The organism is Streptomyces sp. NPDC047072 (assembly GCF_040643855.1).
Taxonomy (GTDB): Bacteria; Actinomycetota; Actinomycetes; order Streptomycetales; family Streptomycetaceae; genus Streptomyces.
In genome coordinates, this window is sequence record NZ_JBEYVC010000088.1 from 1 (window position 1) to 25,538 (window position 25,538).

The window sequence follows — 25,538 nt, forward strand, 5'->3', positions numbered from 1 at the left end:
TGTGGCTTCTTGGCGGGCCCGTTCCTGGCGCTGGCCGGATTCCTGCTGCCCGGGGGCGCGTTGAGCGGACCCCAGGGTCAAGAGGTCTTCGGCTCACGGCTGTTGGCGGCCGGGGCGGCGGGCGCGGGCGGCGCGGTCCTCGCCCTCGCCGTGGCCGCCGTCGCGGCACCCCTGTTCCTGGGCACCGCCCTGGTGTGGGTCTGCGCGGCGCTCGCCGGAGCGGCGATCGGCGTATTCGGCCTGTCCGTCGACGGTACGGCCGCGGGCCTCGCCGCCGTGGTGGTGCTGATCGGCGGCTTCGTCCCCGCCCTCTCCTTCCGCCTCGCCGGCATGCGGATGCCCGCCCTGCCGGGCAGTGCCCAGCAGCTCCAGGAGGGCATCGAGCCCTACCAGGGCCGGGACGTGGCCACCCGCACCGAGCTGGCGAGCGGCTGGATGACCGCCCTGTACGGCGCGTCGGGCACGGTCGGCGCGGGCTGTCTGGCAGCGCTGGCGCTGCGGCCCGGCCTGCCGGAGGCGCTGACCACCGGGGTGCTGTCGCTGCTCCTGCTGCTGCACGGCCGGGGCATGGTGAACGTCCCGCAGCGGATGGCCCTGGTCCTGCCGGGCGCGCTCGGCTCGGGCCTGCTGACCGTCACCGCCGCCGATGCGGCCGGCCCGGACAACAGGCCTTTGCTGCTGGCCGCGTTGCTGGCCCTGGCCGCCGTCCTGGCCATCGCGTCCTGGACGGTCCCCGGCCGCCGCATGCTGCCGTACTGGGGCCGCGCGGCGGAGCTGCTGCACTCCGGACTCGCCATCGCCGTCCTGCCGTTGACCCTGTGGACGCTCGGGGTGTTCGGCGCGCTCCGGGCGATCAGCGGCTGAGCGGGGGACGACACCATGCAGTCCAAGCGCGACCAGGTCCAGGCACACGCCTTCGTCATGAACCGGCTCACCTCCGGGATGCTCCTCGCCGACCCGGACGCCCCGGAGAGCCCGCTCGGGCGGACCACCCGGGGTGCGGTGACCGGGATCGTCGTCGCCGTGCTGGTGGCGGCCGGGGCCGTGGTCTACGGCCTCATCTCCCCCGGCGGCGACGACTCCTGGCGTACCTCGGGGACGCTCGTCGTCAACCGGGAGACCGGCGCCCGCTACCTCTACTACGACGGCCGGCTGCGCCCGGTGCGCAACTACGCCTCGGCGCGGCTGATCGGCGGCAAGGACCTGAAGGCCGAGGACGTCTCCACGGCCTCCCTCGGCGACACCCCGGTCGGCGCTGCGGTGGGCATCCCGGGTGCCCCGGACGCCCTGCCGGGCAGCCTCGACTCCGGTGCCTGGCAGGTGTGTTCGGCGCTCGACGAGGACGGCGGCGCGGTCACCGCGCTGATCGCGGGCGGCCCGACCGCGGCCGAGGGCATCGGCCCCGGGGACGGCGTGGTGGTCAAGGGCCCCGACAGCGCCGTCTACCTGGTGTGGCAGGGCAGCAGGCTCCGCCTCGACGAGAAGTCCGGCGCGGCCGTCTCCCTCGGCTACGGCACCGTCACCCCGCGCCCGGTGTCCGCGGCCTTCCTGGACGCCCTGGTCGAGGGCCCCGACCTCACCTCGCCCGACGTACCGGACCTGGGCGCCACCGGACCGGCCCTCGGCTCCGGCGCGAGCAAGGTCGGCCAGGTCTTCCGGGTGAGCGTGCCCGGCTCCACCGAACGCCCCTACTACCAGCTCGGGAAAGAGGGTTTGGTCCCTCTCACCGCCACCGGCGCCGCCCTCGCCCTCGGCGACCCCGCGATCCGCGAGAAGGCGTACGGCGGCGCTTCGCCGACCGCCGCCGACCTGGGCGCCGACACCCTCAAGCAGCATCTCGCGCCCGGTGCCGAGGGCCGCTCCCCCGGCACCGACGGTCTGCCCGCCACCCCGCCCCGGGCCACGGCGGTGCCGGAACGGCAGGCGGCCTGCGCCCGCGTGGAGCCCGCCGCCAACGGCACCCGGGTCGCCTCGGCGCTGGTCCCGGTCACCGACCTGGGCCCGGTCACGGCGGCCCCCACCGACCAGGTCAGGCCCGCCTGTCTGCGCGTGGACGGCGTGGTCGTCCGGCCCGGACACGGCGCCCTGGTACGGGCGTTGGGCGCGGACGGAACCGTCGTGGGAGACACGACGTATCTGGTCGCCGACAACGGGGTGAAGTACCGCGTGCCCTCGAAGACGGCCCTGGAGGCGCTCGGACACTCGGACGCGACCGTACGGCCGCTGCCGGCACCGCTGTTGTCGATGCTGCCGACCGGCCCGGACCTGGACCCCTCGGCGGCGTCCGGGGCGAACCCGCCGCGCACGACGGGCCCGGCCTGCAACTCCCCGGTCCTCAGCGAAAACTGATCCGGCCTCACGAGAACCCGGCGCCCCACCGGCTCCGTAGTACGGGATGAGGGGCCTCCGCGCCATCCCCCAGGTCTGCGGAGGCCCCGACCCGTTCCCGTACTCGGACCCGGAGGTCCCCATGGCAGGCGGCCAGCAGTCAAGCGAACAGGCGACGCGCAACGGCATCCAGGCACTGGAGTCGGCGTTCAGCGGCATCCTCAAGTCCCGCCAGGACGTCGACAACACCCGCGCCACCCTGTCGTCGGGCTACCAGGGCAGCGACGGCGGCCAGTTCGGCGCGCTGCTCCAGGCGTGGGACCAGCAGTGCGACATCATCCTGCGCAACCTGAACAGCATGGTCGAGGCCCTCAACGCGAGCCTCGCCCAGCACAACAAGTCCCAGGGCTCCTCCAACGAGGCCATCAACCAGGCCTACAGCGCCTCCCAGGCCGCCTTCAACCAGCTCGCCGGCTGAACTCCCCGCCGCCCACCACCCACCGAGAACAGAGAGAGGTTGCCGTGTCCGACCTGACCGACGGCCAGATCTACGTCGACTACAACCACATGAACAACGCGGCCGACGACATGGTCCAGCAGACCAGGGCGATCGCCAACACCCTGGCCTCCCTGAACGCCGAGCTCAACGAGTTGCAGAAGACCTGGTACGGCGATGACAACACCGCGTACACCGAGAAGCAGAACGCCTGGAACGGGGCCGTCGAGGCGATGGAGAAGATGCTCACCTCGCACGCCGCGCTGCTGACGAACATCTCCGACGACTACCGGTACAGCGAGAACCAGTTGTCGCAGATGTGGTCCGAAGTCGGCATCGGCCGCTAGCCGGGAGCGACGGACACCATGGCGGACCTCACGCGTCTCGACGGCCCCGCGCTCACCCTCTTCGCGGACAACGACCTCGCCGACTTCATCGCCGAGCTCAAGGCGATCCGCAAGGACAGCACCGCGGACACCGGCGGGATCCGGGCGCTGCGCAGCATCGTGGAGGGGGCGACCACCCCCGACACGCTCGGGCAGAACCAGGCGCTGGCGATCGGCCTGATGGGCGCCGACGACTCACTGCACGGCAAGGCGCTGATCACCGCGGTGACCAGGGCCGCCAAGGGCGTGGACACGATCTTCGAGCACCACGCCGACCTGTTCGACGACATCGACAGCGACATCCGGGAGACGATCCGCACGCTACTCAACTCGCAGGGCAGCAGCCTGCATTCGATCGGCGCGGAGAAGTTCCTCGACGTCTTCTCCGACGTCGACGACGGCATGAGCGAGGACCCCGGGGACGACAGCGGTTCCGGCTCCGGTGACGACGAGGACGACTGATGCCCTACGATCCCGACGACTACTGGGGACAGGCGGTGACCCTGTTCACCGGCTACCCCATGCCCAGCCGCGCGACCCTCTTCGACAAGCTGAAGAGCAAGGAGGGCATCCCCCTCTTCCGCATGGACATCCGCTCCGAGGGCGTGCGGATCCTGAACCAGAACGACTACACGGCCATCACGGGCTGGCATGTCGCGAGCGGCGACGACTACATCCTCACCTGGGTGGGGACGGACGACAACAAGGACGGCGCGGACCACAACGGCGACGCCTTCAGCCTGCGCAAGGCGCACATCGTGTTCATCGGCGTCCCGCTGGACGACAACCGCCGGGCCCGGCTGTGGGACAACGGCGAGCTGGTGGGCGGTTCGCCGTTCCGCGGCAGCGGGGGCGACGAGTGGGACAGCTCCCCGGTCGGCCAGTACGTCGCGGGCGCGAAGCTGGCCCTGGACCTGCTGGCCGCGGACAGTTCCCACAGCACCCAGGGGTTCGACTACAGCGGCGCGAGTGTGCTCGACAAGGACGCGGTGAAGCTGAAGTCCTTCCAGGACACCGCCCAGTCCTTCGACCGCGCCAAGAAGTTCTTCGCCGACCAGGCCGCGGTGCTCAAGCTGTGGGAGGACTCCCTCGGCGGCGACGACAGTGCCTGGCAGGGGGAGGCGGCCGGGATCTTCCGCGACCTGGTCCACCAACTCCGCAAGAACTACGACTCGTTCGTGGACCAGATGGGCGGCACCGCGTACCACGCGCAGAACACCACGCTCGACTACTACACCCCCGCCTCCCCGTACGCCGACGCCCTGGCCAAGGCCCAGAAGGACCTGTGGACCCAGACCGTCGTGCTGCGCACCGCGTGGACCACGTGGGCGAACGCGGGCGAGCACGACCCGCACCGCTCGGTGATGAAGATCCTCGACGACCTCTCCGCCTGGGTGATCACCAACAACGTCTTCCACATCGAGGAGCACTCCGGCGACGGAGGGACGTACTACTCGTCGGACGCCGCGTTCACCCAGACCCACCCGGAGTACGGCAACCTCAACGATCTCAACAACTGGAAGAAGATCGGCGAGGCGGCGGTCAGGCGCTGGACGTCGTTCGTCGAACGCGACCTGGTCCCGGTCGCCAAGCAGGCGCTGTCCGATCTCAACAACGCCTGGATCGACGCCCTCGACCCGCTTGAGGAGACACTGGACACCAAGGACACGAACTCGCTGACCGACCAGTACCGCGGCGGCCAGGACGGCGACAACGACCACGGTTCGGGCTCGAACACCGACGACATCGGCCGCAACCTCAACGAGGCGCTCAACAACCTCAACGACGGGATCGGCAACAGCCTCACCAACCTGGGCAACAACCTCACCGGCATCGGCGACGGCCTCGACGGCATCGGGAACGGCCTGGGCGACGGCCTCAACAACCTGACCACCAACCTCGGCGCCGGGCTGAACAACCTCACCTCCAACCTGGGCGCGGGGCTCGGCAACCTGAGCGACCTCAACACGGGCCTCGGCAGCAACCTCAACCTGGGCTCGGGGCTGGGCAGCAGCCTGTCCAACCCGGGCGGCGGCACCACCCGGCTCAATCCGGACGGCACGCTCACCACGACCTACCCGGACGGCTCGGTCAGCATCTTCGACCCCACCACCGGCAAGGTCACCACCACGACCAAGGACGGCAGGTCCACCACCACCGACCTCAGGTCCGGCGAGAGCGTCACCAACCCGGACGGCAGCGTCACCACCCTCAACCCGGACGGCACCCTCACCACCACGTACCCGGACGGCACGGTCACCACGGTCGACCCGGCCACCGGCGAGGCGACCACGACCGATCCCGACGGCAACGTCACCACCACCAACCTGGGCAGCGGCCTGGGCAGCCTGAACACGAACCTCGGCGACGGTCTCGACCTCCACGACTTCGACGACCTGAACCACAACCTCGGCAGCCTCAACAGCAACCTCAGCGGGCTCGACCAGCTGTCCTCCCTGAACTCCGGCTCGGGCAACGGCACTTCGCTGGCCTCCGGGCTGGGCCTCGACGGGCTCGACAGCCTCAAGAGCCTGAACGGTGTCACCGGCATCGGCGGACTCGGCAGCGGGACGACGGGGTCGACGAACCTCGGTTCGGCCTTCGACGGGTACGACGACTCGCCGTACACATCCGGCGCGCTGGGCGCCCGGACCGGTTCCGCCGACTCCTCCGAGGCCTCGAACGGCATGCCGATGATGCCGATGGGCGGTATGGGCGGCGGCGCCCCGGGCGCGGCCGGCGGCCAGTCCGGCAACGGGGAGCGGGTCCGCAACGTCCTCAGCGAACCGGGCAACGGCGGTCCCCTGGGCGGGCGTTCGCGCCGCGCCGGGAAGAACCGGGGCACGGCGGACGACGAGGAAGAGGGCACGACGGCCAGGAGGGCCCGGGTCAGCACCAGTTCGGCGGCCTCCCCGTTCACCCCGCAGGCCGACGAGGGGCGCCGGGACGGTCGTAGGACCGAGAGTTCCGGGGCCGAGGAGCGGGCCAGCTGGCTCGCCGACGAGGACGACGAGGACGTGTGGGGCGCGGAGGAAGGCGGGGCTCCCTCGGTGATCGGACGGTGAGCGGTTCCGCCTACGAGCAGCGGCTCGCCGAGGCGATGGCCGAACTGGACGCCACCCGGGCGGCGGTGGCCCGCACGGAGGCCGAACTCGCCGGGGCGTCGGTGACGTCGCGGTCGAAGGACCGCAGTGTCGAGGTCACCGTGGGCCCGCAGGGCGAGTTGACCGGGCTGCGGTTCCTGGAGGACCGGTACCGGACCATGGCGGCCGGACAGCTCGCGGCGAGCGTGCTTGAGGCAGCGGTCGAGGCACGCGGGCTGATGGCCCGTCAGGTCATGGACGCCTTCGAGCCGTTCACCCGGCCCAGCGCGGGCGTGCCCGAGCTGACCGGGGTCGATGTCGACTGGGCGAGGATCTTCGGCTCGGGCGTCCTGGAGGACGGTCCGAGCCGCGACTCCGGGCGCCGGCGGCGCGACGACATCGGTGACGAGATCACCGAGGATCCCGAGGAGGAGCACCACCATGGCTGACGGCAACGCCTACTTCGCCGACCCCGGGCGGATCCAGGCCGGGGTGCGGCAGGTCGACGCGATCAGCTCGCTGGCCCAGGAGATGGTCCGCGACTTCACGTCCGCCGTGAACGCGACGCGGGACTGGCCCGGCCAGGACGACGACTTCGCGCGCGAGGTCAAGCCGCAGGAGAAGTCCGAGCGCACGTCGGTGACGGACACCGGCCAGGCCATCACCGACGCCGTCGTGGGCGTCGCCGACGGCACCCACGCCAACCTGCGGAACATCGTCGGCACCCAGAGCGGCGTCCTGGACGCGATCCGCGACTCCGCCGCGAACGGCCCCGGAAGGCACTGATCCGTCCATGGCCATCCACGTCTCGCCCGAGGTCAACAACCTGCTGCTCCTGCTCATCGGCGAGCGGATGCTCCAGGCGGACGAGGACAAGGCATATCAGAGCCACGAGCCCTACGACCGTCTCGGCAAGCAGCTCACCCGGCTGTCCGAGCTGATCGAGGAGTCGGTGATCGAGGTCGGCCGCTCGCTGCCGCCCCAGGTCGCCACCCGGTACGTCCGCGCGATGAACATGTTCGTCGACGACGGCGGCCGGAACTATCTCAAGGAGTTCGCCGACGAGTTGGACGTCGTCGCCCGGGGGCGGGTCGAGACGTCCATCAACATCATCGAGGCGAAGTGGCAGATCATCGCCGAGATCGTCCGGCTGCTCATCGAACTCGCCGTGATCCTGGTGATGTCGATCTTCAGCGGCGGTGCGACGGCCGGGAAGGCGGCGGTGGCGCGGGCGCAGAGCCGGGTCACCATCCTGACGATCCTCGACACCCTCGCGAAGCGCACGCATCTGATGCCGAGCCTGAGCGAGGCGTTCGACGAGGCGTTCACCACCTTCGCGGTGCGGCTGGCGCTGATCACGTTCGGGCCGGACGGGCGGCGGCCGAACGGGTTCGACTGGTCGCAGATCGTCCAGGACGCCGTGTTCGGCGGGATCACAGGGATGTTCCACGGGGCGTTCGAGGGGATCACCGACAAGCTGAAGAACTTCTTCCGGCGCACTCATCTCGACGACACGGTGTTCAAGAAGTTCGACGAGGACGTGCTGCCGAAGGTGGACCGGGGGCGGGGGTCGGAGCTGCCGTCGCCTGGGCACAACAACACCCGCGACCGGGACGGCATCGGCGACGACATCGGGGACGCGGTCACCGAAGGGGCCGCCGAGACCTTCGGCGAGTTCGTCACCGTCGGCCTGTTCACCGGGAGTTGGGCGTTCAGCGGGGACACGTTCCTGGGGGCGGCCGGGAGTGCGCTGTTCATGGGCGCGGTGTTCGCCGGGGTGGCGAAGTTCGGGTCGCAGTTCAACATCCACATGGATGTCGACGGCGCGGTGAACGACGTACGGGCGCTGGACTCGTCGTCCGTGAAGACGGGGAGTGCCAAGGAGACACCGGTCCGCGATGTCCTCAGCGAGAGCGAAGGCTCGGGCCAGGAGGGGCAGTCCGGTACTCCCGCGCCGATCTCCTCGGGTACGTCGTCGAGCGCGCCGGGCACCTCCTCGCACCTGTCCAGGAACACACCGACGACCAGCCGGGACGAGGAGAGCGACACCGCGAACCGCACCCCGGTCACCACCACCTCGGACAAACCCGCACCCTCAACTCCCGTCACCACCACGCCGGTCACCGCCACCCCGGTCACCCCCTCCCCCGTCGCCGCCCAGCACCGCGCCGTCACCCAGACCGTCCCGTTCCCGGGGCACAGCGAGGAGCTCCGTGTCCTGGACGTCGTCGGCAACGGCGACTGCTTCTTCACCTCGCTCCTCGCCGGTCTGCACCACCAGGGCCACAACTCGCCGCTGGCCGCGATGGACGTGCCGCAGCTGCGGCAGCACGCGGCGGACCGGTTCGAAGGGTCCGCGCGGTACCAGGAGTTGAACGAGCGGAACGCTCTGGACGTGCTGGTCCAGGACCTCGACAGGGACGCGTTGTCGACGGTCCTGGGCACGCCACCGCCGCGGCTGTCCCCCGAGCAGAACGAGTCGGTCGCCAACCAGCTGCGCGACAACCTCTACCGCCAGGAACTGCGCAGGCGCGCCGATCCCGCCGACCGGAGCGTCCTCGCGGACCTGAACCAGGCCACGGTCCGCGCCCTCCTGTCCGACTACCAGCCGAACATCAGCAAGGCGTCGCGCGCCGAGCGCGATCGGCTGACCGGCCAGTTCCAGGCCCCCGCGATGCGCGCCCAGCTCCGGGAAGCCCTGACCGGGAACGACCCCGAGCGGGCGGAACGGCTCTGGACCCGGCTGCTGGAGACGCGGTACCCGCGCTGGGCGCAACTGCGGCCCAGCCTGGGCGACTTCCGGGACCGCCCACTCGGCGACCTGGTCACCGACTCCCTCCGCAGCACCGACCTGTGGGCGACGCCGTTCTTCGACTACGCGCCCTCGGAGGTGGCCCACGCGCTCGACCTGAACGTCACCGTCGTGGAGCGCCGGGACGGGAACACCTGGGACTCACCCCTCAACTCCGGTGCGGGCAGCCCGGTCTACCTCCACTACAACGGCACCGACCACTACTCCGCGATCGAGAACGCCCCCGAGCGCGTACCGCAACCCGTGCGCACCCCGGAGGCACCCGCCCCCGAGACCTTCGTACGCCCGGCGACCACCAGCAACAGCCGTGCCGAGGCACTGATCACCCGTCTGCGTGGCCAGGAGGGCCTCGGTGTCGAGGAACGCACCCTGGACAGCCTCCGCACCCTGAGTTCCACGACGGTGGACGCGCTGCTCGGCAACGGGAACAGCGGGGGCAGGAGCGGTAAGGGCGGCAAGGCGGGCCCGAAGCCCCCGCAGAACGGCGAGTCGTCCTCTTCGACCCCGCCCCAGGGCGCCGCCTTCAAGAGGGTCATCACGCACCCCGGCTACGCCACCGGCGACCAGTTCGGCATCGCCGCCGCCCTGCACGGCGACCCGGACCTCCACGTCCTGGTGGACAGCGCCGCACCCGGTACGGACCACCGGGACAAGGGCCAGGAGATCGTCGACTTCTACACGGCGAGCGGCATCGACCCCGAGCGCATCCACTTCCAGCAGGGCCCGCAGACCAGGTCGGCCAAGCAGCGGTCCGAGGACATCGTCAAGGCGATCAACCACGGTGCCAAGGGCTTCGACGGCCTCAGCAAGGGCAAGCTCAACACCCTCAGCATCCCGGTGGGCTCCGGAACCACCTGGATCGGCGAGAACTTCAGCCAAACCGTACGGGACAGGGTGCGGGCCGGCTGGCACCTGGACGACGCCCACTTCTCCCAGGAGGACCAGGACAAGGTCGCCGCCTGGCTGGCCGCCAAGGGCGTCACCGTCGAGCCCGGCCGCAAGGTGATCGTGCTGTGGTCCCGCTTCAGTGGGAAACGCGGTGACATCCACGTCGAGCACGACACCAGCTATACCGGCATGAACCAGCTCCTCACCGAGATCCGGGAGCGCACGAAGGACGATCCGCCGGGCCCCGTCGTCATCATCGCGGGCGACGCCAAGGTCAACCCCGAGCGCCGGGACCACTATCCGGACCTGGCCGGCCGGCACTGGGAGAAGGGCCTGGACGTTCACGACCTCACCGACTTCTGGAACGACCGGGCCGGTGTGGCCACTTGGGGCGGCGACACCCGCACCGGACAGATGCGCCTCTACGAGTACCTGAACCGGCAGAGCGGCGGCGAGCTCAAACACCTCGGCTTCCGCAGCGGCAACCTCGAGGCCATGGCCCTCTCCGGACACAAGGTCCGCTATCTGGAGGAGCCCGGCAGCATCGGCGGCGACCGTATGGCCAAGTGGCACGAGGTCAACTCCACGTCCGCCGTGAAGACCGGCTACGAACGCATCGAGATCACCCGGCCTCCCACCCTCTCCGGTCAGATCGCCGTCGGCGCCCAGGCCGTCTGGGAAGGGAAGAAGAAGGAGTACGGCAACTCCCCGACCCCGGACCAGAAGACCGAACTGAACCAGCTGGCCGATGAGTTCAAGCACCCGCTGTGGGTGCTCGGCAAGAAGAACGCGCGGGACGCCGACAAGCCCGAGAGGGACCCCGCGAACAAGGGTTTCGTCAAGGAGGACGTCGACAGGATCGCCCAGTACCTGGTCGGCGACCCGCCCCCGGCCCCCACCCGTCTGGTCACCCGCCCCGTCACCGACGCCGACAGGCTCCGGACGCTGGCCACGGGTGACATACCGGACAGCGCCGTACAGAGCTACGGCCTCGGCGGAAGCGGGGGCCAGGCCTCGTTCTCCCCCGCCGACTGGACCCGCCGGCAGCGTCGCTACCCGACGGTGACCACCTCGACCGACTACTCGGACCACGTCCCGCAACGCCAGGTACTGGTCGGTGATCCCAAGGACATGCCCTGGCGGAACAAGAAGGTGTCCTTCTTCGCCGCGCACGGCAGGCCGACCAAGGTCGAACTCGCCCTGGACCAGCCCTACAAGGACGGCAAGCCCGACAAGGACGGCGTCCACGCGGTCACCGTCAGCGGCCGGGAGCTGGGCCGCTACATGATCCGCTGGGGTGGTCTCGGCCCGGACGGCGAGCCCATCGTCCTCTACTCCTGCTCCACCGGCGCCGCCCCCACCCACGGCGGCCTGTCGGTCGCCCAGCACGTCGCCAACGTGACCGGCCGCCCGGTGTACGCGCCCACCACCAAGGTCGGTACGGCACTGGACGGTTCGGGGCAGGTACGGCCGATCCTGGACGTCGAGTCGGAGACCGGCGAGGTCGTCCCGGGGCGGTGGGTGCTCTTCCGGCCCGAGCCGTCCGGTGCCGGCCTGACCGAACTGGCCCGCGCCGCCGGCCAGCACGAGGGCGACGGTGACCTGAGCCCCTGGGCGGCCAACCACACCCTCCAGTTCGTCCGCACCCTGCGCGGCACCACCGGCCACGGCACCGACACCGATCCCGAACTGCTGCGGGGACTCGGCGCGTTGGAGCGGCTGCGGTGGGAGGACAGAGCCGACGATACCTACCACGGCGGCCGGATGACCCCGGAACTCCTCACCGAGATCACCCGGAAGGCGTTTCGCCTGCCCGACACGGCCACGCCCACCCCGGAGCAGTACCGCGCGGTCCTCACCGCCGCCGACACTGCGGCCTCGGGTACGACGGTCGAGCAGCTCGTCGTACCGGGCGGAATCGGAACCGGAGGGCGCCCGCAGCACCCCCCGGCGGCCGGCGCGGACCAGGGCAGGACCCGGGACCCCCTGTGGGAGAGCGGGAAGGGCGAGAGCGGCAGGTCCAGGGCGAGCGGCTCCAAGCCGCCCAAGGAATCCAAGGCGGACAAGGCCGCCCGCCTCGCCAGGAAGGCGGAGCCCGATCTCCACCTGACGAAGGTCCTGCACCACCCGGGGTACGCGACCGGCGACCAGTTCGGCATCGCCGCCTACCTGATGGCCGACGAGAACCTGCATGTCGTCGTCGCGAGGGACCCCGCGAACCCGCGCGACCGCAGCGCCGACATCGCCGCGTTCTACCGGGCCGGCGGTATCTCCGACGACCGTATCCACGAAGAGGTCGTCACGCCCGAGTCCGACGGTGACGCGCACGCCCTGCGGATCTTCAACCGGCTCAACGCCGAGGCCCTGGGCGACAAGGAGCTGTCGAACAGCAAGCTCAGGTCCCTCGTCCTCGGCGTGGGCGGGGGCACGGAGTGGGTCACCGACCACTTCGCCCCGGAGGTGCGGGCGAAGGTCCGCGAGGGCTGGCGTCTGGACGACGACCGCTTCACCGAGGAGGACCAGGCCAAGGTCGCCGCCTGGCTGGCCACCAAGGGCGTCACCGTCGACCCCGGACGCAAGGTGATCGTCCTGTGGTCCCGCTTCAGCGGCAAGCGCGGCGACGTCCACGTCGAGCACGACACCAGCTACGCCGGTATGAGGCAGCTCCTCGACGGCATCAGGGAGCGTACGAAGGACGAGGATCCCGGTCCGCTGGTCATCATCACGGGCGATGCCAAGGTCAACTCCCAGCGCCCCGACCACTATCCGGAGATGGCCGACAAGCAGAGACGGGCCGGTCTGGAGGTGCACGACCTCACCGACTTCTGGAACGACGAGGCGGGCGTGGCCACTTGGGGCGGCGGCGACCGCGCCGGCCAGATGCGGCTCTTCGAGTACCTGAATCGGCGCAGCGGGGGCGACCTCAAGCACCTCGGCTTCCGCAGCGGCAACCTCGAAGCGATGGCCCTGTCCGGGCACAAGGTCACCTACCTGGAGGAGAAGGACAGTTTCGGGGGCCCTCGCATGGCCAAGTGGAACTCCGGCAATCCCAAGGCCAAGGCCACGCTGAAGACCGGCTACGAGCGCCTCGTCATCGACCGTCCGCCCACCCTCTCCGGCCAGTTCGCCGTCGAGAAGCTGCGCGAGTTGGAGCGGAAGGAGAAGGAGTACGGCAGGAAGCCCGACGATCCCGTGCAGGCGGCCGAACTCAAGAACCTGATGGACGACTTCAAGCACCCCAAGTGGGTGCTGGGCAAGACCAACAACCGGGAGGCGGACAAACCGGTGAAGGAGTCGGCGGTGAGGGGCTTCGCCCCCGAGGACGTCGTCAGGATCACCGGCGAACTCCTGGGCCCCGCCCCGACGACGACCGCCGAGACCCCCGCCCACGGGGCGCTCACCGAGGGCATCGGCAACACCGTGTACACCAGCGGCGACCCGCGCTTCACCGAGTCGGCCGTCATCGGCAACGGCGACTGCTTCTTCCAGTCACTGCTGGACAGCGCCCGGCTCCAGGACCCGACGGCGCCGCCGGTCGGCGCGAGCGTGCGGGATCTGCGGGACCGGGCGGCGGACGGGTTCACCGGCACGGCCGAGCACACGGTGCTCAACGAGTCCGACGCCCTCGACGAGCTGACCCGCGACCTCGACACCGCCACGCTGCGCCGGATCCTCGGCGGCCCACTGCCCACCCTGTCCGCGCGGGAACTTACGGCCATCGATGAACGGCTCATCCCCGACATGTACCGGGCGGAGCTGCGCCGCCGTACCGCCACCGCCGACCACGCCGTCCTCGCCGACCTGCCCTTGGCGGCGGTACGGGCCCTGCTGCCCGGCTACCGCCCCGACCCGGCGGACGCCCCGGCAGCCCGACGAAACCGGCTGACGGACGAGGCTCGACGCGCGATCCTCCGGCCGCAGCTCCGGGCGCTGCTGGACCAGGACGGCCAGGAGGCCGAGAGTGCCTGGAACGCGCTCCTGGCCGAGGCCTACCCGAGGTGGGCCGGGACCCGGCCGCAGCCGGCCACCGTACGCGGGCGCGGGGCAGGCGATCTGGCCGCCAAGGCCATCCGGGACGTGAACCTGTGGAACACGCCCTTCTTCGACCACGCCCCCGGCCTGGTCGCGCAGGCCCTCGGCATACGGCTCGTGGTCGTCCGCACCGACGGCGTCCCGGACCAGGAGTACAACCCGGGCGGCGCCCGGACCGTCCACGTCCTCTACAACGGGCGCGACCACTACTCGGCGCTGGCTCCCGCGGAGGGCGGCGGCGAGGAGACCGAGGGGCCCCGGGGTTCGGCCGAGACCGAGACCACCACCCCCCTGGCCGACCACGACGACTCCGTACCTCCCCAGGACCTCACCGACCTCGTCACCTTCCTCCGCGCCCAGGCCCCCGACACCACGGACCGCACCCTCGACACGCTCCGCCGCCTCACCCCCGACACCCTCACCGCCCTCCGTGCCGCCCGCCTGGAGACACCCCCGCCGCCACGCAGACGAGACGCCGAACCCCCGGGCCCCGCCGACCCGTTCGCCGACATCGAGGCGGAGCTGGACACCCACCGTCCGCCCCGCCTGGACCGCTCCCTCCTGCCCCCGCCGCCCGCCGAGGGCATCGTCGCCTTCACCGACGGCAGCACCCTCCCCGCCCACCTCGACGACGGGACGTACGGCCACAGCAGGCCCCGTCTGCGGGGCACCGACCAGGTGGTGCGGGAGATCGGCGACCGGGCCGCGCTCCCCGAGGACGTGCGGGCCCGCCTGGACCGGGCGCTGCGCGCCACCCCGCAGGCCTTCCACGGGGACGGCTGGCTGTCGCCGCCGTTCACCGACTCCCGCGGCCGGGCCAGGGTGATGCGGGTGCGGACCCGCCCGCACGGGGCGTGGGAACGGTTCACCGACGCGCACGGCCAACCGGTCAAGGTGGACGCCGGGCACCGCAGCCAGGTCACGTCGGGTCCGAGCAGGACCGTGACCCAGACCAAGAAGCTCGCGGGCGCGCTCCCGATCGGGCCCCCGGCCGGTCCGGTGGCGTACGGCAGGGTCGGTGGCGCGGTCGGCTACGGGCGGTCGTACGACTACGCGCTCCAGGACCAGACCCTCAGCCAGGTGGAGACCCGCCGGCTCGACGGCTCCCATCTGCACCTGGACGACGTGCAGTACGAGGTCTCCTTCGAGGGCGCCCCGACCGCCGACCGCAAGGACCGGTTGCCGCGCGGATTCGCCACCGGCGAGGGCCACTTCACCTTCGGTGTCCGAGGCGGCCTGTCCCTGCGCCTCCCGGACGGCGAGACCAGGCCCGGCGAACCGGGCCCGGTGCCGCGCACCCTCGCCCTGGGCCCGGCGAGCGACTACCGCCTGGTGCACACCGAGGGCTACGGCCCGGTCGACGCGATCCGCACATGGGCCCTGGCCAAGACCGGTGCGCGGCCCGGAAGTTCGGCCCATCAGGAGATCTCCGGTTTCTTCAGCACCGAGACCTTCCACCGCATGGCCGACCGCCTGGCCCACGGCAGGGTCCCCACCCGCGCGCTCGTCGGCGAGGACCGCTCGCGTTCGCCGCTCGGCGCCTTCGTCGTGGAGAAGGTGGTCCCGGGCCGGGCCGAGCTGCTGAGCGAGACCGAGGCCGCCGAACTGCGCAACGCCGTCCAGCAGACCGTGAAGAACGAACGCGGCCTGTCGAAGTCGTACGGCTTCGAGGTGAGCGCCGCCCTCGGCCCGAGCGCCGACCTCACGACCGGCGGACTCGCCGCTCCCCGGCTGATGTTCGCCGCCGTCGGCCGGTACGCGCGCGGTGTCACCTCCGGGCAGGTCTTCGGCGGTTCGGGCGGCCGGAAGATCGTCGGCCGGGCGAAGAAGGTGCCGACGGAGCTCTACAAGGTGCGCAAGACCGTCTGGGTCCGGCGGACCGGCGACGCGGACGCCACACCGTTCGAGACGTGGAGCCTGGACCGGATGACCCGCACCGAGGCGCGGCGGCTCGCGGGCTGGAACGACGGCACGACCCTGCGCAAGGAGCACGACAACGCGCCGCAGCCGCCCGTCTATCTCACCGCCGACAACCCGGCGGTCCTCGGCATGGCCCGCCCCGAGACCTTCACCCGGGGCGGATCCCCCACGCTGCTCCAGGAGTTCACCGACCAGGTGATCCGGACCGCCGCCGACCGCCATCCCGATCTCATCGCCCCGCTCGACGAGTTGACGGCCCGGACCGGGCGGTGGAGCGACCCCGACCGCTACCGGATCGCCCTCGCCAACACCCTCGCCGTCATCGACTCCCTGTCCCACCACAGCGTGGCGGGCGGCCTGGAGGCGATCGTCACCACCGGCCTGCGGATCACCCTCACCGGCTCCGGCCGCTTCGGCCGCTCGCACCGCCATCTCTGGATCGACGGCCGGCTGAGCGACCGCCGTTACGAGGGCACGCAGAACGACCTGATCCTGCGCGGCAGTTCACCCGGCACCGAACGCCTCGACGGTTCGCGGAGCGGGACCCGCACCCTGGAGACCGGCTTCGACGCGGGCCTCGCCATCCGCGACAAGGACCGGGACCAGACCGGCACCCCGAAGAACCTCGGCACCCTCACCGTCGGACCCCGCTGGGCCTGGGGCAAGGGCCGCAAGACGGGATACGGCTCCACGGCGTCGCACGAAGGACTCGCGGTCAGCGCGCTCCCCTCCCATCTGCACAGCTACCGGCTGGAGTTGACGGCGAAGAGCGGCGGCTACTGGCGCCCGCGCAACCTGTGGCGCGGGCTGCCCTCCTTCGGGCTGCTCGGCACCGGGCTGTTCGTGCGCGGGGAGACGGAGACCGACCTGATCGGCGGGCGGGCGACGACCGGCGCGGTACGAGGGCGGGTGCTGCTGTCGGTGCCGGACGAGCACACGCCGAGGTCCTCTGACGCACTGCCGGCCCCGGCAGACCCGGTGATCACGGAGTTGGCGGGGCAGGAGGCCGCCGAGATCGCCAACGGGCGGGCCCCGCACGAGGATCCGTTCGGCGACCATCCCTACCAGACAGTGAGCGTCGGCGGGCACAGGGAACTCGGCGAGGCCGTCGAGCAGGTCATGGGCGCCGCGTCCCGCGGTTCCTGGCACTTCGCCCGCCATGGTTCCCCGGCGCACGATGCGATGGTGCGCCCCTTCCAACCCCAGTACCTGGCGGCCGAGTTCGACCAGACTTCGGGGCCGGGCGGCTCCCTCGTCGGCGGCCTGTTCGGCAAGGGCCCCTACATCAACCGGCTCGGGGACCTCGTGCACCGCACCCGGGTCGTCCGCCCGGTCGTCGTCTCCAAGCCGGTCAAGGTGGAGACCGAGCAGACCCTGGGCAGCGACACCCAGTCCTCCGGGGCGGTCACCACGAGCACGTCCTTCACCGTCACGGGCGGCGGCGGATACGGTGCCTCGCACCCCGTCGGGCCATCACTGGCGGGGTCGTACGGCTTCCTCGGCCGCTGGGGCCGGATGCGCGGCACCACCCACACCGTCACCCGGACCGTGACCTCCGAAATCGACCGGGACGACGAGAACTTCAAGGTCCTGGTGTCCGGCGACACCCGCCACGACGTCGTCGCCTCCTCACGCACCGACGGCGTCCTCTCCCCGGCGTACGACGTCCTGGCCCGCTTCCGCGGCGGCTGGGTCGGCAGGCAACTGACCTTCGCCTCGGACTGGTTGGGTCATCTGCCGGAGAAGGCCGCGCACCGGCTGGGCCTGCTGGGGGACAAGCTGGGCGAGGTCCCCCGGTACACCGCGCAGAAGTGGTCCCGGCCCAACTGGCTGCGCGCGAACCCCTTCGGCTCGTACCCGGTCAACTCCCTGGACACGACGGCGGTGCTGGCCGACTTCGACGCCCGACTCCGCGCACTGAACGCGGACGACGCGAGCCGTGCGCGGGTCCGGTCCCTGGTCACCCCGCGGGCCGTGCGCGCGCTGCGGGACCGGATGACGTCCGCCGCGGGGGCCACCGCGCCGGCCCGGGTCGGACGGCTCAACCTCGGGAAGGTCCACTTCGGCGGGCGCACCGGCTCGCTGAAGGTCGAACTGATCGAGGGGGTCGAGGAGTTCGACGGCCTCGATCACAGTACGACCTTCCAGGACACCCGGGTCGCCGCCGAGACCGTGGAGAACAGTGCGGTGGCGGGGAGCGGCTGGGGCGGGGGACTCGCGGTCGGCGAGGGCATCCGCACGGGGGCGGGCGGAGCGCCCGCGTCCGGGCCGACGGTCACGACGTCCGGGTCGGTGGACCGGACGACCGGCACCGCTCGGTCCACGGCGCGCTGGAAGTCGTACGTCTTCTATCCGAACGAGCCGCACGCGGAGTTCGTGACGCCGTATCGGATGCGGTTGACGCTGACGCTCGACGACGGGCGTCGGGTGGAGAGCGTGGAGGACGTCGGACGGCTGCGGGAGCAGGTGCCGTTGAGTCTGACCACGCCCATGGGGGCGGCCCCGGCTGTTCCCGCTGTCGATCCCCTCGCGCCCCCGGACCTGGCCCCCGGCACTCCGGAGGTCACCGTCTGGGACCGGGGCACGGTGACACCCGAGGCGGTCGACAGGTGGCGGGCGGACGGGGCGGGGTTCACTCTGCCCTCGAACGGGTTCCAGGTGCGGCGGCTCGTCGGCCGGGACACCGTGCACACCGCCGCCGAGGTGGCGGTGGCCAAGGCGTACGGGGTGGGGGCCGCCGCCGGTTCCGGCCGGCTGTCCGGCGACGCGCTGGCGAGCGCCCGTACGGCTGCCCGCCGCACCCCGCTGACCAGCCCCGGCAGCGCCTCGTCGCTCGCCCTCGACGGCGGTACCGGGGACGCCTCCCTGGCCGCCTTCTTCGGCGACGCGTTGACGCCGGGTGGGCATCAGGTGGCCGGTCTGGTGGATCCGTCGGTGGCCGGTGCGCACGGGGAGTTCCGGCTGTACGCCCGGCCCGACCTCAGCGGCGCCACGCTGTTGACGGTGGCTCCGGAGAGCACGATGGAGAGCGCCGAGCGGGAGACCGACGCGTCGGAGGTGTCGGTGGGCCGCGGCGAGGCCCAGGACTCGGCGCTCGGCGGGCAGGCCGCGGTGACCGCGGGGGCGGCGAGCAGCGTGGTTCCCGGGGGCACGGGCACGCTGGGGAACGCGGGGGACACCGATACGGCGAAGGCAGCCGGGGCTGACGGCGTCCAGTCCAACGTCAAGCCGAAGACCGGGCGTTCGTTCCTGTTCGCGATCCCGACGGACTGGCTGGGGGTCGCCGAGGTCGAGCACGACGTGAAGGACAGCGCCGTGGGGGCCTTGTTCGGCAGGGCACTTGGTCCCTTCGGGCGGGTGCGGCCGGGGCCGCAGGCCGTGGAGACGCGGGGGCAGGTGCTTGCGTGGGTGCGCGAGGACGAGGCTCGGCGGCTCGGGCTGATCGGCGAGGCGAGTTTCCCGGCGAAGGTGTCCGACGCGTGGTCGAAGGTCTCCGCCGCGAGTACCGCTTGGGTTGACGCGGACAAGGCGTACTGGGCCACCCGGCGGGAGTTGGGCGAGGTTCGGGAGCGGCGGGATGCCGTGGCGCGGGAGGCGGCGGAGGCTCGGCGCGGGCTCGCGGAGGCCGAGGCGGCGGTCACGGCGGGCGGGGACTCGGAGACCGGCGGAGCCACCGCCGCAGGGGGTTTTGCGGAGGCCGTCGCCGAGACGGTCGTGGATCCCGAGGTGCTGGCTCCGCTGCGGGCCGCCGTGGCGGAGGCGGAGGACCGGCTGCGCGCCGTGGAGAAGGAGCAGCGGGCGCTGTCGGACGGCCTGGCGGACCGGCTGACGGCGGCCGAGGAGGCGGCGAAGACGTTCCACGGGGTACGGGCGGCGACGGACCGGCTGACGCGGTGGCACCGGTTGCCTGCGCAGGACACCGGGGCCGGGGCCGGCTCACAAGGCGGGCCAGAGAAGCGACACGGAGTCGAAGAACCCCCCGCGCCCGTTCACGACGCGCCCGCGCCGACCGAGAAGGCCACGCCACCCCGCTACACCGAGTCCACGGACGGCACGCTCACCTCCCCCTCCGGCACCCGGCACACCCTCCTCGACGTACCGGAGGACGGCGACGGCTTCTTCCACGCGCTCGCCGAAGGCCTGCACCGTACGGCCGCCGGACTGCCCGCCGGCATCCCCCTGACCGGCCGCACCGACCTCGTCACAGCACTGCGTGGTGACCTGGCCACCGCCCTGGAGTCCGACAGCCACCAGGACCTGCTCGACCTCACCGTCCCCGACCGCCACGACACCTTCACCGACGCCGAACTCGACGCCGCCGGGGCCGACTTCGGCACGGGCACCCCGGAGTCCCGCGAACTGCGCGACACGAAGGGCCGGTTCCCCCTGTACGGCACCCTGCCGACACCCCGGCGCCAGGCCCTGGCCGCCGCCCAGATCCGCCGCCCCGGCACGTCCGACGCGAACGCCGGGTGGGACCACGGCGCCGCCGACCTCCTCCCGGCCCTGGCCGCACGGCACTTCGGGGTCACGGTGACGGTCGTACGGGAGGACGGAGGGTTCCAGGACTTCACGCCGACGGCAGGGGAGGCGGACGGCGCCGACCGGGTCGTACTGCATCTGAAGGACCGTCACTACCGGCTGGCGATACCGCAGTACACGGGTGGTGCCGGGCCGTGGACGGACCGGCCTCCACTGCCCGCCCCCGCCCCCGCCCCGGCCTCGGAGACCCGACGACCGTCACCTCATGCAGGACCCACCCGTCCCGCCCACGCCGTCGCGCCCTGGACCGCCCGCCCCGGTTCCACCGGCTGGCGTCGCGACCCGGACGCGGGCACCGGCACGCTCACCGCCCCGGACGGCACGGTCCACGACCTGGTCGAACCGGCCGGTGACGGCAACAACTTCTGGGCCGCGCTGGCCGGTCACGACACGCGGGTCACCGGCGCCTGGAACGGGCCGCTCCCGTCGAGCGCGGTCCTCGACCGTACGGCGCCGTTCACGGCGCGGGAACTCGCGGACGCCGGGGAGACCCTGGGCCACGACGGACGGCCCCGGGTCCGCTTCCACGCCACGGCGGGCCGCGTCCCGGACGACGTCGGCCTCACCGCGGAGCAGGAGGAGAGCCTGATCCGCGCCCAGTTGAGCGCGGCGCGGCGCTGGGACGGCGCGACCACCGGGACCGCCGCCCGGATGGCGGCCGACGCCACGGGGAGCACGGTCACGATCGTCGCCGAGGACGGCTCGGCCCGGTCCTTCCCGCCGGCCGGGCGCGCATCCGACGGCCGTGCGGTCACCCTGTACCAGCGGGGCGGGGAGTTCCTGCTGGCGCGGCCCCGCCCACCGGCCGGGATCAGCGCGGACGACCCGGCGTTCCAGTCCCTGAAGGTCGGTCGCGCCGACGCGCAGGGGCTCACGGTGGGCACCAGCGCGAGCACCTCGTGGGCGCTCATCCCGGACGAGCCGCTCACCGTCGCCGAACTCGACCTCGGCAAGGAGGACTTGGCGAGGCTCTTCCAGCGGATCGGCCACCGCCTCGGTCCGGCGGTCACGCCGGCGACGGCGCGGCGGGAGTACGGGATGCCCGAGAAGAACTTCGGCAAGTTCCGGCGGATGGCCCGCGAACGGGGTCTCGTGATCGACGTGCGCCCCACCAACCCGACGGCCGCGAAGTGGCTGGACGCGGGCATGCTGCCGAAGCCTCAGGAGATCAAGGCCAAGACGATCAACAACCTGGACGTGCGGCTGGGCGCCGACCCGCAGAACGTCGGCCTGGTCGGCTACTTCAGCCCCACCCTCCTGGACCGCACCGCCGCCGACACCGACGACACGGCCTGGGAGCAGGTGACGGACCGGTATACGCAACGGCAGCGCGAGTTCGAGCAACTGGCCGATACCATGCGGGCGTTGGAGGAGGCGGGTCGTTTCCGGGTCCGGGACGGCCTGGTCCTGGGCCGCGCGGACGACTCGTCGGACGGCTCCTTCAAGGCCATCACGGGCGACCACGACATCTTCGACCTGGCGACCCCGGGAGGCGGACGTCTGGACACGCCGGCATACGACTCCACCGTCGAGGCGATGACCCACAACGACATGGCGGTCATGCACGGCGCGCATCTGTACTGGCGGGCGCCCCGATCGCCGTTCAGCGAGGGCGTGTTCAGCAAGATCGTGGCGTCGCACGGCCCGGACGGCGAACCCCTGATCCGCTTCCGCCCCGAGAACGACAACGCCCGCCTGGTCCACTACACGCCCTCGCCGGGACCGGCGCCACGCCCCGACATCCCGGTGATCCCGGCGCACCTGGTACAGACACCCCGACCACCCGTAGCCGACGCATCCCACGACCACGACGACGCGGAACCCAGCAGGAGCAGTACGTGAAGAGCAGCGAGGAAGGGCGGGCGTCGCAACTCCCGCCGAACATACCGCCCTTGCCGGAGGACGTCCGGGAGGCGGCCCGGCTCGCCCCCGACCACTGGCTCGGTGTCGTCGACCCCGGCTGGCGGGGCGAGGGACCACCGCCGCACTGGGCCGTGGTCGGCGAGTGGCGGTCCGGGGTCTCGGGCGAGGTCGAGGAGTGGCAGCCCAACGAGGAGTACCGGCCCTCCCCCGCCTCCCTCGGCTGGCCCGATCCGACGGATCCGGTGGACGCGGCCGTCCAGGCGGCGGTCACGGGATACGCCCCGGTCTCGGAGGCGCTCCTCGCCCTGGCCGGGGCGGAGGTCACCTTCCTGCGCAACACCGACGGCGACCCCCAGCCCCTGACCTCCCCGGACGGCACCCCCACGCTCCCGGTCTTCACCTCACCCGCCCATCAGCCCTTCACCATCTCGCTCACCCACGACACCCTCCCCGCCACCGTGCTGGCCGCCTACGGCCTGACCCTCACGGTCAACCCGGCGGGACCGGCCTGTCTGGTGGTGACGGCTCGGGAACTGCTGGAGGCAGCGCCGGACGGCGCGCCCGAGGCGTCCGACCCTGTCGAAGACCCCACCGTGCCCGAGCCGGCCGACGCGGACGACACCCCCAGGGCGCCCACCATGTCCCTGGTCTCCGGTGCCGCGGAAGCCCTCGCCGCACCGGGATCCGGCGGCTCCCGGGGCAAGGGGGAGACCTCGTGACCACCTCACCCGAGGAGCCGACAGCCGAGACCTCACCGACCGAGACCGAGCCGCTCCTACCGGAAGCCACCCAGCCGCAGTCCACTCCGCCGGAATCCACCCCGCCGGATACGACCCGTCCCTCCCAGCCACCGTCGCTGTCCCTCCCCCGCCGCCAGAAGGGCCCGTCGGCGATCGCCGAAGCCGCCGCCGCGGTCGTCGCCGGCGGGTCGCGGGCCGAGTCCTCCGCAGCGCCCGACCCCGCCGACGCGACCGGGGACGACACCGAGTCCCTGCCCCGGATGTCCGCGGCCGCAGCGGAGTTCGCCGCGCTCACTGCCGGGGAACCGGACCGGGCACCCGCCCCGCACCACGTGAGCCCGAGGCCCTCGCCCCGACGCGCGAGCCGGCCGGCCGCCGCTCCCGGCTCCACGGCGGTCCCACACGCCGGCACCTGGTCCGCCACCGGCACGACAGCCACCCCCCGGCCCGTCCCCGCCACTCCCGGCCGTCCCCGCAAAGCCCTCCTCGCCGGTGCCGCCCTCCTGGGAGCGCTCCTGATCGCCGTACCGTTCCTCCTGTTGGACGTCGGCGACGGCGACCGGAAGTCCACGGGGGCGGACGGCACCGGAGACACCGTCCTCGGCGACCACTGGACCGGCGACGCGGTCGGCACCTTCGGGACCGCCTCCCCCACCGACGGCTCCCCCTCCGCCCGCGCGTCCGCGAACGAGGTCACCGGACGGACCGTGGACCAGAAGGAACAGGACAAGGACTCCCCCTCACCCGACAGCCGCGCCACGCAGACCGCGGCCGACCAGCAGGCGGACCCCGCCTCCACGGCCAAGGCCCCCGCCCCCACCGGCGTCCGCATCCGCGGCCACGGGTCCGGTCGTTGCGTCGACGTCACCGGCGGCGGCACCGCCGAGCGCACCCCGCTGCAGATCTGGGACTGCTCGGGCGCGGCCCGGCAGAGCTGGCGGTTCGCCTCCGACGGCACGGTCCGCGCCCTGGGCATGTGCATGGACGTCGACGGTGGTTCCCGCGACGACGGGGCCCGTGTCCAGCTGGTCTCCTGCAACGGCACCGGTGCCCAGCAGTTCCGCCTCAACGCAGCCCACGACCTGGTCAACGTCCAGGCCGACAAGTGCGTCGACGTCAAGGACGTGGCCACCGGCAACGGCGCCCGGCTCCAGCTCTGGTCCTGCACCGGCGCGGACAACCAGAAGTGGAGCACGGCATGACCACCGACCCGAGACAGAAGGACACGATGACGGCCGCTACCCCCGAACCGACGGCGACCGCGACGGCGACCCAGGCCGGAACCGACGCGGAGTCGGAGGCCGAGAGCACACAGACCCGGCACCCCGGGACGGCCGCGTCGCCGGCCACCGCAACGGCAGAAGCGGCACAAGCGGCGCCCGAGCCGGAGGCGGCGGTACGACCTTCCGCCGCCCCGGACACCGAAACCGAACCCGAGACCGAGCCCGCCCCCGCGTCCGAGACCCACGCGTCCGCCGACGTGGGCACGGCTACCGACACAGACACGGAAGCCGACACCGACACCCTCCCCGACGAGGAAGAACACCCCGACTCCACCACCGCCGAGACCGACCCCGCCCGCCCCCGCAAGGCCCTCCTCGCGGGCGCCGCCATGGCCGGTGCCGTGCTCATCGCCGTCCCCTTCCTCGTCAACACCGGCAGCGGCGGCGAGGAGCACCGCGCCGCCCGCACCGACACCCTCGCCGACACGGTCCTCGGCGGCCCTGCCGACCAGGAGGTCCCCGGGGTCTTCGGCACGGCAAGTCCCTCCCCCGGCAGCCACGCCTCGCCCGGCCGCAACACCAACGGCGAGCAGGGCAAGGGCGGTTCGGGTGCCGTCGCGAACCCCGGCACGGCCGGCGGCGGTTCTGCCACCACGGGCGGCGGCTCGGGCGGTGGGACGTCCGGCGGGGGAAAGCAGTCCTCGACGCAGAAGTCCGGCCAGTCCGCGACCGGTTCGGGTACGAAGTCGAACTCCGGCTCGTCCAGCACGAGTTCCGGCACGAGTTCCGGCACCGGCAAGAGCAGCACGACGACGACCACGACCACCCCCACGGTCACCGCCGTAGCGATCCGCGGCTACGCCTCGGGCCGCTGCGTCGACGTGACCGGCGGCTCCGCCAAGGACGGCACGCATCTCCAGATCTGGGACTGCACCGGGGCGTCCTGGCAGCAGTGGAAGTTCATGTCGGACGGCACGGTCCGCTCGATGGGCAAGTGCATGGATGTGGCCTGGGGTTCGACCGCGAACGGCGCGGTGATTCAGCTGGCGAACTGCAGCGGCAACCAGGCCCAGCAGTTCCGTCTGAACTCCTCGCACGATCTGGTGAGCGTCAAGGCCGACAAGTGCGTGGACGTCAAGGACAAGCTGACGGCCAACGGCACCCCGCTCCAACTGTGGTCGTGCACCGGCAACGGCAACCAGAAGTGGGGCAAGGCCTGACCTCC

General features: G+C 72.2%; 12 protein-coding genes. All 12 read left to right on the forward strand.

Features of this window, described 5'->3' with window-relative positions; genetic code table 11:
- Window positions 1–864, forward strand: an 864-nt coding sequence (eccD, locus tag ABZ896_RS30820; protein WP_360936266.1) for a type VII secretion integral membrane protein EccD, incomplete at its 5' end; no start/stop codon positions are given.
- A gap of 15 nt (window positions 865–879) precedes the next feature.
- Window positions 880–2,349 carry a type VII secretion protein EccB gene (gene eccB, locus ABZ896_RS30825; RefSeq protein WP_360936268.1) on the forward strand — a complete coding sequence of 490 codons (1,470 nt, stop codon included), beginning with the start codon at window positions 880–882 and terminating at the stop codon, window positions 2,347–2,349.
- 121 nt (window positions 2,350–2,470) lie between these two features.
- The gene (locus ABZ896_RS30830) at window positions 2,471–2,806 is read left to right on the forward strand and encodes a hypothetical protein (protein ID WP_360936270.1); all 336 of its coding nucleotides are present in this window, start codon (window positions 2,471–2,473) and stop codon (window positions 2,804–2,806) included.
- A 44-nt stretch (window positions 2,807–2,850) separates the two neighbouring features.
- Window positions 2,851–3,171: a WXG100 family type VII secretion target gene (locus ABZ896_RS30835; RefSeq protein WP_360936272.1), complete on the forward strand. Its 321-nt coding sequence runs from the start codon at window positions 2,851–2,853 to the stop codon at window positions 3,169–3,171.
- 18 nt (window positions 3,172–3,189) lie between these two features.
- Window positions 3,190–3,672: a type VII secretion system-associated protein gene (locus tag ABZ896_RS30840; protein WP_360936274.1), complete on the forward strand. Its 483-nt coding sequence runs from the start codon at window positions 3,190–3,192 to the stop codon at window positions 3,670–3,672.
- Window positions 3,672–6,275, forward strand: a complete 2,604-nt coding sequence (locus ABZ896_RS30845) for an AAWKG family protein (RefSeq protein WP_360936276.1) — start codon at window positions 3,672–3,674, stop codon at window positions 6,273–6,275. The genes ABZ896_RS30840 and ABZ896_RS30845 overlap by 1 nt, the downstream gene beginning before the upstream one ends.
- Window positions 6,272–6,742, forward strand: coding sequence for a YbaB/EbfC family nucleoid-associated protein (locus tag ABZ896_RS30850; protein ID WP_360936278.1), 471 nt, complete (start codon window positions 6,272–6,274; stop codon window positions 6,740–6,742). The genes ABZ896_RS30845 and ABZ896_RS30850 overlap by 4 nt, the downstream gene beginning before the upstream one ends.
- On the forward strand, window positions 6,735–7,079 hold the full coding sequence (locus ABZ896_RS30855; protein WP_360936280.1) for a hypothetical protein: 345 nt from the start codon (window positions 6,735–6,737) through the stop codon (window positions 7,077–7,079). Before ABZ896_RS30850 ends, ABZ896_RS30855 begins: the two co-directional genes overlap by 8 nt.
- A 7-nt stretch (window positions 7,080–7,086) precedes the next feature.
- On the forward strand, window positions 7,087–22,329 hold the full coding sequence (locus tag ABZ896_RS30860) for a hypothetical protein (protein WP_360936282.1): 15,243 nt from the start codon (window positions 7,087–7,089) through the stop codon (window positions 22,327–22,329).
- On the forward strand, window positions 22,326–23,069 hold the full coding sequence (locus ABZ896_RS30865; protein WP_360936284.1) for a type VII secretion system-associated protein: 744 nt from the start codon (window positions 22,326–22,328) through the stop codon (window positions 23,067–23,069). The genes ABZ896_RS30860 and ABZ896_RS30865 overlap by 4 nt, the downstream gene beginning before the upstream one ends.
- Entirely contained in the window at window positions 23,066–24,292 is a 1,227-nt protein-coding gene (locus ABZ896_RS30870) for an RICIN domain-containing protein (RefSeq protein WP_360936286.1), read from the forward strand. The genes ABZ896_RS30865 and ABZ896_RS30870 overlap by 4 nt, the downstream gene beginning before the upstream one ends.
- A complete protein-coding gene (locus ABZ896_RS30875) occupies window positions 24,289–25,533 on the forward strand; it encodes an RICIN domain-containing protein (RefSeq protein ID WP_360936288.1) in 1,245 nt (414 codons plus the stop codon). The genes ABZ896_RS30870 and ABZ896_RS30875 overlap by 4 nt, the downstream gene beginning before the upstream one ends.
- The last annotated feature ends 5 nt before the right edge of the window (window positions 25,534–25,538 follow it).

Bases quoted from the DNA above. Each gene is read 5' to 3' on its own strand.
- eccB (WP_360936268.1), top strand. From the start codon at position 880: ATGCAGTCCAAGCGCGACCAGGTCCAGGCACACGCCTTCGTCATGAAC.
- ABZ896_RS30830 (WP_360936270.1), top strand. From the start codon at position 2,471: ATGGCAGGCGGCCAGCAGTCAAGCGAACAGGCGACGCGCAACGGCATC.
- ABZ896_RS30840 (WP_360936274.1), top strand. From the start codon at position 3,190: ATGGCGGACCTCACGCGTCTCGACGGCCCCGCGCTCACCCTCTTCGCG.
- ABZ896_RS30845 (WP_360936276.1), top strand. From the start codon at position 3,672: ATGCCCTACGATCCCGACGACTACTGGGGACAGGCGGTGACCCTGTTC.
- ABZ896_RS30855 (WP_360936280.1), top strand. From the start codon at position 6,735: ATGGCTGACGGCAACGCCTACTTCGCCGACCCCGGGCGGATCCAGGCC.
- ABZ896_RS30860 (WP_360936282.1), top strand. From the start codon at position 7,087: ATGGCCATCCACGTCTCGCCCGAGGTCAACAACCTGCTGCTCCTGCTC.
- ABZ896_RS30875 (WP_360936288.1), top strand. From the start codon at position 24,289: ATGACCACCGACCCGAGACAGAAGGACACGATGACGGCCGCTACCCCC.